The organism is Streptomyces sp. NPDC055078 (genome assembly GCF_053607985.1).
The window spans coordinates 1-13,066 of the sequence record NZ_JBSGUP010000033.1 but is presented as its reverse complement, the minus strand read 5'-3'; the positions used below and the strand labels follow the sequence as shown (position 1 = coordinate 13,066).

Here is a 13,066-nt window from a genome sequence, read left to right as displayed (position 1 = left end):
GTAACCACTATAACTGGTCGCATGATCACTCACTGGAAACTGACCATCGATACCTCCGACCCCCTCGCACAGGCCGACTTCTGGGCCCAGGCACTGGGCTACGAGGTGGAGGACCACAGCGCGCTCATCGACCACCTGCGGACAGCCGGACAGCTCCCGCCGGACTCGACCGTCCGGGCACACGGCCGGGACGCTTGGCGCGATTACGCCGCTGTCCGCCATCCGGACGACCCCTTCGACGAGGCGAACGGAGTCGGCATGGGACGCCGACTGCTGTTCCAGCGCGTCCCGGAGGCCAAGACGGTCAAGAACCGGCTGCACCTCGACCTCCATGTGGGCACGGAGCGCATCGAGGCGGAGGTGGCGCGGCTGGAGGGCCTGGGGGCGACCGTGCTCTACCGGCAGGACCAGCCGATCGGGGTCTGGACGACCATGGCCGACCCGGAGGGCAATGAGTTCTGCGTCGAGTGACGCGCCCCCGGCCGCGGTCCGCCCCTTGTCCACGCGTCTCTACGCGTCCGGTTCCCGTTCTTCGGGTGTGGCGGCGGGGTCGAGGTCCACTGCGTGGCGTGGGCAGGCGTAGAGGGTGACGGGGGGGGCCGCTGGCGCGTTCGATGTGGCGTACGGGGAGGGGTGCGAGGGTCCACAGACTCCCCCGATCGTCCTCTATACGAACACAACTGTCCGGTTTCCGCCCTTGACGGTATGTCGAACTCTCGCTGAACTCTCAGGGCGCAACACCGCGCCACTCAGTGCACCCCCGCAACACCCCACGCGCTCCCCAGCGCCACTCCGTGCCACCCGTTGCCGCTCAGTTATTCAGCTGTTCAGCGCCAGCACCGCGCGCCCTGGAACCGCCACTCCGGGGCGTCTCGCACGTTCCGTCAGGTCCCCGTACGGAATCCGGAGCCCCCCACATGAACCTCCCCCACCCCAGACGCACGGTCGCGGCGGCTGTCATGGCCCTGACCGGGCTGCTGGCCTCCGCCGCACCCGCGGCGGTCGCGGCTGCCCCGGCCGCACCTCCCGCGCGAGCGGTGACAGCCGCCCCGGCCGCCCCCGACATACCGCTCGCAAGCGTCAAAGCGCATCTCAACCAGCTCCAGTCGATAGCCACCGCCAACGGCGGCAACCGCGCCCACGGCCGCCCCGGGTACCGGGCCTCCATCGACTATGTGAAGGCCAAGCTGGACGCCGCCGGATTCACCACCTCGGTGCAGCAGTTCACCACCGGCGGCGCCATCGGCTACAACCTGGTCGCCGACTGGCCGGGCGGCGACCCGAACCAGGTCCTGATGGCGGGCGCGCACCTCGACTCCGTCACCTCCGGCGCCGGGATCAACGACAACGGCTCCGGCTCCGCGGGCATACTCGAAACCGCCCTGGCCGTCTCCCGCGCACAGCTCCAGCCCGCGAAGCATCTGCGTTTCGCCTGGTGGGGCGCGGAGGAACTGGGTCTGGTCGGGTCCGAGTACTACGTCAACAACCTGCCCGCCGCCGAGCGCGCCAAGATCTCCGGCTATCTCAACTTCGACATGATCGGCTCGCCGAACCCCGGCTACTTCGTCTACGACGACGATGTGGCGCTGGAGAAGGTCTTCAAGGACTACTTCTCCGGCCTCGGTATCGCGACCGAGATCGAGACCGAGGGCGACGGCCGCTCCGACCACGCCTCCTTCAAGAACGTGGGCATACCGGTCGGCGGCCTGTTCACCGGCGCGGGCCGCACGAAGTCCGCCGCACAGGCGCAGAAGTGGGGCGGTACGGCGGGCCAGGCGTTCGACCGCTGCTACCACTCGTCGTGCGACACCACCGCGAACATCAACGACACCGCGCTCGACCGCAACAGCGACGCGATCGCCCACTCCGTCTGGGCGCTGGCCACCGGCCCCGTCATCCCGCCGGGTGACTCGTACGAGAACACCGCCGATGTCGCGATCCCCGACAACGGCACGGCCGTGACCTCGACGGTCACCGTCTCGGGCCGCACCGGCAACGCCCCGCCCGCCCTGTCCGTCGGCGTGGACATCCGGCACACCTGGCGCGGCGACGTGGTCATCGATCTGATCGCCCCCGACGGGACCGCGTACCGGCTGAAGAACTCCAGCGCCAACGACTCGGCGGACCATGTCATCACCACGTACACCGTGAACGCCTCGGCCGAACCGGCGAACGGCGCCTGGAAGCTTCGCGTCCAGGATGTGGCCGCGCGGGACACGGGCCATATCAACAGCTGGAAGCTCACCTTCTGACCGTCCTGACCGTTCTGACCGTTCTGATCAGACCAGACCGCCACCCCCCACAGACTGCATGCGTGTGCGTCCACCGCACACGCATGCAGTCACGTCCGGGGACGCGGTCACGTCCGGGGACGCCGTCGGCGCCGGGACCAGGACCAGGACCAGGGACCGCTACGCGGTGATGTCCTTCGTGGTGAAGCGCGCCCAGGCCGCCGAGCCGAACACCGCCGCGTACAGCGCCTGGAGACCGAGGTTCTTCACCACCTCGTCCCAGTAGAGCGGCTCCCGCAGCAGATCCGCGTACGACATCCAGTAGTGCGGGAAGAGATACGGGTGGATCGCGTCGAGCTGCGGAATCGTGTTGAGGATCTGCACGGTGATCAGCAGGCCCACCGTCGTCGCCATCGCCGCGATACCGCTGCCCGTGAGGGTGGAGACGAACAGTCCGATGGCCGCGATCCCCGCCAGGGATGCCGCGACGACCAGCGCGATCAGGGCGGCCCTCAGCAGTCCTTCGCCGAACGAGATCGTGGTGCCGGAGATCGTGGTGACATCGCCGAGCGGGAAGAGCAGGGCTCCGACGGCGAGGGCGGACACCGCCACGACCAGGGTCGCGATCAGGCAGAAGACGAGCGTCGTGGCGTATTTGGCGAGCAGCAGCCGGGTCCGGCCGGCGGGTGCCACCAGCAGATAGCGCAGGGTTCCGGCGTTCGCCTCACCGGCGATCGAGTCGCCCGCGATGACGCCGATCGCCAGGGGCAGAAAGAGGGGCAGGGTCGCGGCGAGCGCGGCGAATACCAGGAAGAGCCCGTTGTTGGTGATCTGGGAGAAGAACGCGGGGCCCTCGCCGCCACCGGCTGCCGATCCCCCGTCGCCCGTCTCGATCCTCACGGCGACGCCGATCAGTACGGGTACGGCTGCCAGCACACCCAGCAGGGCGAGGGTCCGCCAGCGGCGCAGGGTGGTGAACAGCTCGGAGCGGAAGAGCCCGAGGGTCCACAGCGCCCGGCGCCGCCGTGGTGCCCGCACCGCCGCCTGGCCCGGCACCGCGCCCTCGTCCCACAGGGTCTCCCGTACTCCCTCCCCGTCCAGCACCGTCTCCTCGTCCCGTACCGCCCCGTCCCGTACTGACTCGTCCCGTACTGACTCGTCCCGGGCCTCCTCACCCCTCGGCGCCCCGCCCTTCGGTGCCCCGCCCTGCGCCGCCTCAGCCCGCGACATCGAAGCCCTCCCCCGTCAGCGCGACGAACGCGTCCTCCAGCGAGGCGCGCTCGACCCCGAACCCCCGGACCCGGACGCCGCCGTTCACCAGCGCGGCGTTGAGATCGGCCAGCTCCGCGTCCTCCCCGGGTGGGTCCCCGGTGACCCGGTCGTCCTCGATGCCCACTCCGGTGACGCCCAACTCCTTCAGCAGCCGGGCCGCGTCGCCGGTGTCGGGGGTGAGGACGGTGAGGCGGCCCCGGGCCCCGGCGGCGAGATCGGCGACCGGGCCCTGGGTGAGCAGCCGTCCCTGGGCCATCACGGCGGCATGGGTACAGACCTGCTCGATCTCGTCGAGGAGGTGGGAGGAGAGAAAGACGGTGGTGCCGTCGGCCGCCAGGGCCCGGACGAGGGAGCGGATCTCGCGCATGCCCTGAGGGTCGAGGCCGTTGGTGGGCTCGTCCAGGACGAGCAGCCGGCGCGGCTGGAGCAGGGCCGCCGCGAGTCCGAGGCGCTGCTTCATGCCCAGGGAGTACGCCTTGGCCTTCTTGCCGGAAGCGGAGGTCAGCCCGACGCGGTCGAGCGCCGCGTCGACTCGGGCCGCCCGGGTGCGGGGGTCGGCGTTCGGGTCGGCGGAGTCGTACCGGGTCAGATTGTCCCGGCCGCTGAGATACCCGTACAGCGCGGGCCCTTCGATCAGGGCCCCCACCTGCGGCAGTACGGAACGGATGGCGCGCGGTACGGCCCCACCGAGGACCGTCGCGGTGCCCGCCGTCGGCTCGATGAGGCCCATCAGCATCCGGATGGTGGTGGTCTTGCCCGATCCATTGGGGCCGAGGAAGCCGAAGACGCTCCCCTCGGGCACGGTCAGATCGAGGCCGTCGACGGCGAGCTGGCCGCCCCGATAGCGCTTGGTGAGACCGCGCGTCTCGATCACGGCTGTCATTCCGGTCTCCCGTTCCGCTCGCTCAGACATCCGCCCCGCCGTATGAAGCGTACGGCGGGGCGGTCGACCACCAGGACGGATCTCCGGAGATCACCGGGCCCTGCTGGTCAGCGGCGCACTTGTCGGCACCTGGCCAGCGGCTCACCTGTCGGCATCCGGACAGCGGTTCAGCTGTCGGCACCCGGTCGGCGAGTCACCTGTCAGCGGCTCACTTGTCGGCGGCTCACTTGTCGGCGTCGGCCGCCTTCACGAGCGCGTCCTTGGTCACGGCGCCGACGTAGACGGTGCCGTCGTCCGTCATCAGGGCGTTGACCAGGCGGGTCTTGAAGACCGTGCCCGAGCCGAACTTCCCGCTGACCTCGTCGCCGAAGGAGTCGAGGAAGCCCTTGGCCTCGGACGGCACATCGCCGCTCTCCAGAGACGCCATGCCCTTGCCGCCGGGGGACTCGAACTTGGCGATGGAGGTCCAGCCCTCGCCGATGACATTGAGCCCGGGGAATCCGCTCCCCTCCATGAACTTCTCGCGGTCCTTGAACTCACCCTCCTTGGGGAAGTCCTCGGGCAGGTTCTTCAGGTCCTCGCGCAGGTCCTTCGGGAGGTCCTTGGGCAGATCCTTCGGGAAGCCCTTCGGGAGGTCCCCGGGCTTGGCCGCCCCCTCCCCCTTCTTCAACTCGTCCGCCTCGGTGACCTTCGTGCCCTTCGGCGGGGTGAAGTCGAAGGTGGAAGCGGCGGGCCGGGAGAAGTCGACCTTGGTGAAGCCGACGTCGATCGCGGCCTTGCCGCCGCTGGTCGGGTTGACGCTGAACTTCAGCGGCGTACCCGTCTTGGCGTCGACCGCGACCTTGATCGAGTCGATCGTCGAACCGCTCTGCTTGGGCTTGATGACCAGCTGGTAGGCGTCGCGCCCGGCGACCTGGGCGGTGCCGTCGACGGTCACCGATGTGGTGTCGCCCGCCGCCTTCAGCGCCTGGTCGGCGAAGTCCTTGGGCGTGCTCGGCAGCTCCTTGGGGGTCGCCGACTCCTTCTTCCCCTTGTCCTTCCCCCCGCCCTGGTCCTTCGCGTGGAATGCCTGGTTCGAGGCGCTGTCGTACGCCCAGACCTCGCCGCCGTTGTGGATCATGCTGTACTCGGCGGAGTTCTCCAGGATCGAGACCTTCTGCCGGTCGGGGCCGTCGACCGCGACCCGCAGGGTGTGGGAGCCGGTCGCCAGCTCCATCAGCTTGTTCTCCGGGGAGGCGGACGGGGACTCGCCGTCGCCACCGCCCCCGCCCCCGCCCGCGCCGGACAGGAAGGAGTCGGCGAGACCGCCGAAGTCGGGGAGGCCGAGATCCGTGCTGATCTTGACCGTGCCGGAGAGCTGTTCGGTGTCCGAAGCGGCGATCTTCTCGATCAGCTCCTGCGCACTGATCTTCGGCAGATCGGGGTCACCGGAGTTGGCGAGTGCCGGGACGAGCCCGATGGTCGCCGCCGCCACCCCCGCCACCGCGACCGGGACGAGGTAGCGCGCCGCCTTGCGGCGGCCCGCGGCGAGGTCCGTGGCCTCATCGGTGGACTGTGCGCTGTCGTTCGGTGCCATGGTGTGCCCTACCTCCGTGGTCGGTCAGGAGTGATGTCGCTCAGTAGTGGTGATATCCATAGGACCAAATCGGTTGCCTGCGGGCGTCAGCCCCCGGGAGCAACTTGTCGTACTGCTGAGGGATGACGGAACGGCGCGACACCTCCCCCATCCAGTAGGGGAAGTGCCGCGCCGTAAGGCAAGGGGTCTCCGGGCCCCTGTTCGGATTACTGTCCGGGTTCCTGGTTCCTGGTTCCTGGTTCCTGGTTCCTGGTTCCTGGTTCCTGGTTCCTGGTTCCGGGAGCCTCTGGCCGCCGGTAACCCGCCCGCTGCGCCCGGGACTACTTCTGGATGAAGACGTAGTCGGCGCCGTACGGCACCCCGGTGATGGCGCCCTTGGCGCAGCCGCCCGCCGGGGCGACCCCGCCGACCGTGTTCAGCCGGAAGATCTCCCCGGTCCCCGCGAGGAGCCCCTTCTTCTTGCCTGACTGGGTGGCCCTGAGGTCCAGTTCGGGGATGTTCCCCTTCCCGTTCTCCGTCTTGCTGATCAGCGCGCCGGTGACGGCACTGCGGTCGGGCGCGATCCACTGGGGCTTGCCGGAGTTGGGGGCGACGAAGCGGTGGGCGATGCTGCCGCCCAGGACCGCGCGGACATCGCGCTGCTGGAAGGAGTACTTACCCTTCGGGGCCTTCTTGCACTCGTAGATCTGCTTGCCCTGGACGACCGACGCCTGGACGTTGGACAGGGCGCGGTCGAAACGGAACGGAGTGGTCACCTTGTGGAACTGGCCGCGGACGGCCCCGCCCGGGAACTCGGCGGTGTGCAGATTGGCGTAGAAGCCGTTCGGGTTCTTCTTGAACGCGGCGAGCGCGGCCTTGTCCTTCACCCGGACGGTGCCGCTGACGGCGCCGGTCCAGCCCTTGAGCTTGACGCCCTTGGCGAGCAGAGCGGTGAAGTCGACCTTGATACCGCCGTTGGCGCCCTTCACACCCTGGTGGATATGGAGTGCGGTGGGCTTGTCGGTGCCGCGGAACTTCACGGCGACCGAGACCTGGTCCCCCTGCACCTTCACGAACTGGAGTGCCACACCGTCGCGGTCACCGACGGCGGGCCCTCCCGCGACCGGGACCTCGTTGGCGCCGTTGAGGCTCGCCACGAAGAGTGCGGCGGGGCCCTTGCCCGCGGCGGCGCCGTTCTGGACCGTCAGGCTGGTGGTGCCGGTCCCGTGCCCCGCGTGGTCGGCGGAGCCCTTGCCGTCGGCCGCGAAGGCGGGCAGTACCGCCAACGTCACCCCGGCTGCCGCGGCGACAGCGGTGGTACCGATAAGAATGGACTTGGTGCGCTTCATCATCAGATCTCCCCGTACTGGTGCCAACGCCCCTCTGCGTCAGCTTCTGTGCAGAGGTACGGATCGGATCTCAGCTTGGACTCAATCCAATGATGTGACGCGCGTCACACTTTCTTGAGATCATCTCAGCAGGTCAGGGGCATGCAGCGGTTTAGACCACTACAGGATGTGATCCAGCCTGACCGATGACCGATTTCCGGCCGGGCCCCGGGGAGCGGGGCGGCGGAACGACAGAACGGCGGACCTCAGCCCGGCGGAACGACAGAGCGGCGGACCTCAGCCCGCGCGGTGGACCACCGCGTCGCACAGCTCTTCCAGCGCCGCCTTCGCACAGCACTCCGGCAGCGGGGCGAGCATCGCCCGCGCCTCCTCCGCGTATCGCACGGTGTCCTTGCGGGCCCGCTCCAGCGCCGGGTGCGCGCGCAGCCGCAGCAGCAGCTCACCGTGCCGGGCGTCGTCCGTCAGATCCCCGTCGAGCAGCCCCACCAGCTCCAGATCCCCCGGCCGCCCGTACGCCTCGGCCTGGGCCCGCAGATGGAGCACCGGCAGGGTCGGGATACCCTCCCGCAGATCCGTGCCGGGCGTCTTGCCGGACTCGTGCGAGTCACTGGCGATGTCGAGTACGTCGTCGGCGAGCTGGAAGGCGACGCCGAGCCGCTCCCCGTACTGGGTCAAAATGTCCACGACACCGTCGTCCGCGCCCGACATCATCGCGCCGAACCGGCCCGAGACGGCGATCAGGGAGCCCGTCTTGCCCCCGATCACATCCAGGTAGTGCTCCACCGGGTCGCGGCCGTCGCGCGGCCCCGCCGTCTCCAGGATCTGGCCGGTGACCAGCCGCTCGAACGCCTCGGCCTGGATGCGTACGGCCTCGGGGCCGAGATCGGCCAGTATGTGCGACGCGCGCGCGAACAGAAAGTCGCCGGTCAGTACGGCGACGGAGTTGTCCCAGCGGGCGTTGGCGCTGTCCACACCGCGCCGTACGTCCGCCTCGTCCATCACGTCGTCGTGGTACAGCGTCGCCAGATGGGTGAGTTCGACGACCACGGCGGAGGGCACCACACCCGGGGCGTAGGGGTCGCCGAACTGCGCCGCCAGCATCACCAGAAGCGGTCGGAAGCGCTTGCCCCCCGCGCGGACGAGATGCTGTGCGGCCTCCGTGATGAAGGGAACCTCGCTTTTGGTGGCATCGAGCAGACCCGCTTCCACGGCCGACAGTCCGGTCTGGACATCGGCCTCAAGAGCCTGGTCCCGCACGCTCAGCCCGAACGGCCCGACGACGGTCACGAGGGGATCTCCTGTCTGCTGATCATCACACGGATTGTCGATGTGTCGCTGGATTCACTCAAGTCAGCGTATCCGGTCGCGTTTCGATCACCATGAGCGCCTTCCCGCCGCCGCCGGTATGTTCGTGATCAGCACATACGACCAGGGGTGAGCGCTTTCGCCGAGATCCGGGACCGGTATCGGCGAGCGACTCAGGCGTGAGCGGCGCACCCCGTGCACCGAGGCCATGCCATGCGCCATCGCCATCAATTTCCCTATGAAACCAGTCATGTCGATGCCCGAATTCCGCTGCACGACGGCACCCTGCTGTACGCGCGGATCTGGCGTCCCCTGCGGGATGAGCCTGTCCCCGCGCTGCTCGAATACACGCCCGGCCGGCTCACCGACTCCACCGCGTCACGCGACTGGCAGCGCCACCCCTGGTACGCGGGCCATGGCTACGCCTCCGTACGGGTCGACGCCCGCGGCCACGGCAACAGCGAGGGGACACCGGCGGACCCCGACGGTTCCGCCATCCGCGCCGACGGGGTGGAAGTCGTCGACTGGCTGGCCGCGCAGCCCTGGTGTACGGGCCGCGTCGGCATGTTCGGGCTCGGCCCCGGCGCCACCTGCGCGCTGCTGATCGCCGCGCTGGCGCCCGAGCCGCTGGACGCGATCGTCACCGTGTGCGCGACGGACGACCCGTACGACAACGACGGCCGCTATCTGGGCGGCTCGGTGCTCGCGGACGGGACACAGTCCCTGTCCGCCGCGTATCTCTCGGCCGTCTGCCGCCCGCCGGACCCGCACTTCGCGGGCGAGCACTGGCGCGAACAGTGGCTCAAACGCCTCGAAACGGTCGAACCCCCCGTGCACACCTGGCTCACCCATCAGGTCCGCGACGACCGGTGGGGACGCGGCACCGACCTGTCCGCCGTCCGGGCCGCGGTGCTGGCCGTGGGCGGCTGGCACGAGCCGCACCGCGACACCGTCCTCCGACTGGTGGAACGGCTGCCGCCCGATCGGGTACGCGGCCTGATCGGGCCGTGGTCGCACCAGTACCCGGACCACGGCCGGCCGGGGGCGCCCATCGGCTTTCTCCAGGAGACGCTCGGCTGGTGGGACCGTCATCTCAAAGGGCTGACGAACGACGCGATGTCGGCGCCCCCGCTGCGGTCCTGGATCTCCGGCGCCGGGAAGCGGTGGGCGGGGGAACCCGCCTGGCCGTCCCCGCATGTCGTACCGCAGACGTACGAGTTCCACGGGGCGCCCCATCTGGTCGACTCGCCCCAGCACACCGGCCTGGACGCGGGCCCCTTCCGGCCCTGCGACGGGACGTCCTACGGCGGGGCGGCCGGCGACGAGGCGTCCGGCGGCGGGACGTCCTTCGGCGAGGCGGTCGGCGGCGGGACGTCCTTCGGCGAGGCGGTCGAGGCGGCTCCCGCCGGACTCGACCAGCGCCCCGAGGACGCGTACTCCGCCTGCTTCGAGTTCGCGGTGGGCGCCGAGCCGTTCGAGATCCTGGGCCGCCCCCGCGTCACGCTGCGGCTGCGCCTGGACGTCCCGCACGGCCAGGTCGCCGCCCGGCTCTGCGATATCGCCCCGGACGGCTCATCGGCCCTCGTCACCCAGGGCGTCCTCAATCTCGCCGCCCGCCACGGCCGGGAACGCGCCCTCGCCTGGTTGCCCGGCAGCACGGAAGAGGTGACCTTCGAGCTGAACGCCGCCGGGCACGCCTTCGCGCCCGGCCACCGGGTCCGGCTCGCGGTCTCGTCCGCGTACTGGCCGTGGCTGTGGCCGCAGAGCGCCACCGCAGGAACGACGGGGTTCGTCCTCGACCCCGAGGGCTCAAGCCTGGACCTCCCCGTACGCGAACACACCGACGACACCATCGGGTTCGAGGAGCCGGAGCAGGCCGAACCGCTGGGCGTCAGCTCCCCGGTCCCCCTCGGTGAGCGGCGCCCCGGGCGGCTGGTGATCCGGGATGCCGCCCGGGGCGAGTGGCGGCTGGAGACCGTCCCGTGCGCCACCGGGACCTTCGTTCACCCGGACGGCCTCGAACGCACCGAGGAGGCGCTGGAGGTCCGCACGATCCTGGAGCGCGACCCGCACTCGGCGCGTACGTCCGCGGAGTGGACGGTACGGCTCCACCGCCCGGAGACGGCCTGGGATGTGACGGTCGAGACCCGCTCCCGGATGAGCTGCGACGCGGCGGACTTCCTGTTGGAGGACGAGGTGGTGTGCCGGGACGGAAGGGAGATCGTCTTCCACCGGACGTGGGAGAAGCGCGTCCCCCGGCTGGCCGGGTGACCACGGGGCCATGGGGGAATCGCGTCCCGCAGCCGGCCTGACGACCACGGGCCCGTCCGAGAAGCGCGTCCCCGGCCGACCGGACGACCACGGGCCCGTCCGAGAGGCGCGTCCCCCGGCCGACCGGATGATCACCGGCTGCCGGGCCGGGCGCGCGCACCCGCCCACGTAGTGTGTCCCCAAACTCACGGCATGGAAGCGAGGCAGGCGCCGATGGCAGCGAAGGCACCGACGTTTCAGCAGAGCCCGCTCGATGTGGCCGAGGGCGATCCCTTCGGCCCGCACAACCTCCCGTACGGCGTCTTCACCACCGCCGACGACCCCGAGCGCCGGAGGCTGGGCGTCCGGATCGGGAACCAGGTGCTCGACGCCGGGGCCGCGGCCCACGCCCTGGGCTCCCCCTACACCGCCCTGCTGGACCGTCCGAGCCTCAACCCGCTGCTGGCGGCCGGGCGCACGGCCTGGCGCGATGTACGGCGCGCCCTCACCGCGTGGGTGACCGTCCCCGCGCACCGGCCCGTCATAGAGCCCCTGTCGCACCCCCTCGACACGGTCACTCTCCATCTGCCGTACGAGGTCGCCGACTATGTCGACTTCTACGCGAGCGAGCACCACGCCACCAACGTCGGCCGGATCTTCCGCCCCGGCGGCGAACCGCTGACCCCCAACTGGAAGCACCTCCCCATCGGTTACCACGGGCGCTCCGGCACGGTCGTCGTCTCCGGCACCGATGTCGTACGCCCCAGCGGCCAGCGCAGGTCCCCCGCCGACGCCGCGCCCGTCTTCGGCCCGTCCACCAAGCTCGACATCGAGGCGGAGGTCGCGTTCGTCGTCGGCACCCCGTCCGAGATGGGCCGCCCGGTCCCCCTCTCGGACTTCCGCGACCATGTCTTCGGTCTCTCCCTGCTCAACGACTGGTCGGCCCGCGACCTCCAGGCGTGGGAGTACGTCCCCCTCGGTCCGTTCCTCGGCAAGTCGTTCGCCACCTCCGTCTCGGCCTGGGTGACGCCCCTGGAGGCCGTCGACGCCGCCCGGACCGATCCGCCCGCCCGGGACTTCGCCCTCCTCCCCTATCTCGACGACTCCGCCGAGGAGGAGAAGGGCGGGTTCGACCTCCGTATCACCGTCGCCGTCAACGGCCATGTGATCGCCGAGCCGCCGTTCGCCACCATGTACTGGACCGCCGCCCAGCAGCTCACCCATATGACCGTCAACGGCGCCTCCCTGCGCACCGGCGACCTCTACGGCTCCGGCACCGTCAGCGGCCCCGAGGTCCACCAGCGCGGCTCCCTCCTCGAACTCACCTGGAACGGCCGCGACCCGCTCGAACTGCCCGAGGGCAAGCGCGCCTTCCTGGACGACGGCGATGTCGTGACCATGACGGCCTGGGCCCCGGGCCCCGACGGCGTCCGTGTGGGCCTTGGCGAGGTGACGGGGCGGGTCGTGCCCTCCCCCACCGGCTGACTCCCGCCGGGCGTGCCGGGGGCCGGCCGAACCGGGCGGGCCCGGCCCGGGCCCCGGCCCGGGCCCGCCCGGAGCGCGGCACCGCCCGTCAACGACACTCGGCGTGATCACCCGTAAGCGGGAGCCTGTTCCCATATCCGCCCGATACGCTGGGCGGGCCCGCGAGACTGCGTCCCATGGGAGCACTCATGAGCGGCGAACCTGAAAGGGCCCCGGAGCCCGAGGCCGACTGGCCGACTCCTCCTGCGGGCGGGTGGACGGCTGACGACCTGGACACGCTTCCCAACCTGCCTCCGCATACGGAGCTGATCGACGGGAGCCTTGTCTTCGCGTGTCCGCAGTCCGTCTTCCATGAGCGCGCGGTCAGTTTCTTCGAATGGCAGCTGCAATCGGTCGCGCCCGAGGACCTTGAGGTCTTCCGGGAATTCACCATCGACATCGACCGGCAGAACCGGCCCGAGCCCGATGTGGTCGTCGTGCGCGGCGACGTTGTCGAGGACTCGCACCAGACCCGGTTCCCGGCCGGGTCCGTGCTGCTGGCCATCGAGGTGGTCTCTCCGGACTCCGTCGGCCGGGACCGGGAGGCGAAGCCCGCGAAGTACGCGCGGGCCGGTATCCCCCACTACTGGCGGGTGGAGAACAACAACGGGCAGGCGGTGGTGTACGTCTTCGAGCTGGAGCCCGCCACCCGCGTGTACACCAGCACCGGCATCTTCCACGACCGGATGAAGGTGTC

10 protein-coding genes are annotated in these 13,066 nt (G+C 70.4%); 5 read left to right on the top strand and 5 right to left on the bottom strand.

The window, feature by feature from the left end:
• Nucleotides 1-21 precede the first annotated feature (21 nt).
• Both ACWF94_RS05230 and ACWF94_RS05225 read left to right on the top strand, forming a co-directional pair.
• Nucleotides 22-471 carry a VOC family protein gene (locus tag ACWF94_RS05230; protein ID WP_453484845.1) on the top strand — a complete coding sequence of 150 codons (450 nt, stop codon included), beginning with the start codon at nucleotides 22-24 and terminating at the stop codon, nucleotides 469-471.
• Nucleotides 472-917: 446 nt separating this feature from the next.
• Nucleotides 918-2,252, top strand: coding sequence for a M28 family metallopeptidase (locus tag ACWF94_RS05225; RefSeq protein ID WP_453484843.1), 1,335 nt, complete (start codon nucleotides 918-920; stop codon nucleotides 2,250-2,252).
• A 159-nt stretch (nucleotides 2,253-2,411) separates the two neighbouring features.
• On the opposite strand, the gene ACWF94_RS05220 is transcribed toward ACWF94_RS05225, so the two are convergent.
• From ACWF94_RS05220 to ACWF94_RS05200, 5 genes are all read right to left on the bottom strand, one after another.
• Nucleotides 2,412-3,461, bottom strand: a complete 1,050-nt coding sequence (locus ACWF94_RS05220) for an ABC transporter permease (RefSeq protein ID WP_453484841.1) — start codon at nucleotides 3,459-3,461, stop codon at nucleotides 2,412-2,414.
• Nucleotides 3,448-4,416: an ABC transporter ATP-binding protein gene (locus ACWF94_RS05215; RefSeq protein ID WP_453484839.1), complete on the bottom strand. Its 969-nt coding sequence runs from the start codon at nucleotides 4,414-4,416 to the stop codon at nucleotides 3,448-3,450. Before ACWF94_RS05215 ends, ACWF94_RS05220 begins: the two co-directional genes overlap by 14 nt.
• Nucleotides 4,417-4,609: 193 nt before the next feature.
• Nucleotides 4,610-5,962, bottom strand: coding sequence for a LolA family protein (locus ACWF94_RS05210; RefSeq protein WP_453484838.1), 1,353 nt, complete (start codon nucleotides 5,960-5,962; stop codon nucleotides 4,610-4,612).
• Nucleotides 5,963-6,282: 320 nt separating this feature from the next.
• Nucleotides 6,283-7,293, bottom strand: coding sequence for a CHRD domain-containing protein (locus ACWF94_RS05205; protein ID WP_453484836.1), 1,011 nt, complete (start codon nucleotides 7,291-7,293; stop codon nucleotides 6,283-6,285).
• Between the two features lie 273 nt (nucleotides 7,294-7,566).
• Nucleotides 7,567-8,577 carry a polyprenyl synthetase family protein gene (locus ACWF94_RS05200; protein WP_453484834.1) on the bottom strand — a complete coding sequence of 337 codons (1,011 nt, stop codon included), beginning with the start codon at nucleotides 8,575-8,577 and terminating at the stop codon, nucleotides 7,567-7,569.
• Nucleotides 8,578-8,808: 231 nt separating this feature from the next.
• Here ACWF94_RS05200 and ACWF94_RS05195 point away from each other — a divergent pair, with 231 nt between their 5' ends.
• The 3 genes from ACWF94_RS05195 to ACWF94_RS05185 all read left to right on the top strand — a co-directional run.
• On the top strand, nucleotides 8,809-10,866 hold the full coding sequence (locus ACWF94_RS05195) for a CocE/NonD family hydrolase (RefSeq protein WP_453484832.1): 2,058 nt from the start codon (nucleotides 8,809-8,811) through the stop codon (nucleotides 10,864-10,866).
• Between the two features lie 192 nt (nucleotides 10,867-11,058).
• Nucleotides 11,059-12,330: a fumarylacetoacetase gene (gene fahA, locus ACWF94_RS05190; RefSeq protein ID WP_453484831.1), complete on the top strand. Its 1,272-nt coding sequence runs from the start codon at nucleotides 11,059-11,061 to the stop codon at nucleotides 12,328-12,330.
• A gap of 188 nt (nucleotides 12,331-12,518) precedes the next feature.
• Nucleotides 12,519-13,066 (top strand): Uma2 family endonuclease (locus ACWF94_RS05185; protein WP_453484829.1); only part of this gene is annotated, 548 nt, incomplete at its 3' end.

Coding starts and splice junctions, on each gene's coding strand:
- ACWF94_RS05215 (WP_453484839.1), bottom strand. CDS start 4,416: ATGTCTGAGCGAGCGGAACGGGAGACCGGAATGACAGCCGTGATCGAG.
- ACWF94_RS05225 (WP_453484843.1), top strand. CDS start 918: ATGAACCTCCCCCACCCCAGACGCACGGTCGCGGCGGCTGTCATGGCC.
- ACWF94_RS05210 (WP_453484838.1), bottom strand. CDS start 5,962: ATGGCACCGAACGACAGCGCACAGTCCACCGATGAGGCCACGGACCTC.
- ACWF94_RS05205 (WP_453484836.1), bottom strand. CDS start 7,293: ATGATGAAGCGCACCAAGTCCATTCTTATCGGTACCACCGCTGTCGCC.
- ACWF94_RS05230 (WP_453484845.1), top strand. CDS start 22: ATGATCACTCACTGGAAACTGACCATCGATACCTCCGACCCCCTCGCA.
- ACWF94_RS05195 (WP_453484832.1), top strand. CDS start 8,809: ATGCGCCATCGCCATCAATTTCCCTATGAAACCAGTCATGTCGATGCC.
- fahA (WP_453484831.1), top strand. CDS start 11,059: ATGGAAGCGAGGCAGGCGCCGATGGCAGCGAAGGCACCGACGTTTCAG.
- ACWF94_RS05220 (WP_453484841.1), bottom strand. CDS start 3,461: ATGTCGCGGGCTGAGGCGGCGCAGGGCGGGGCACCGAAGGGCGGGGCG.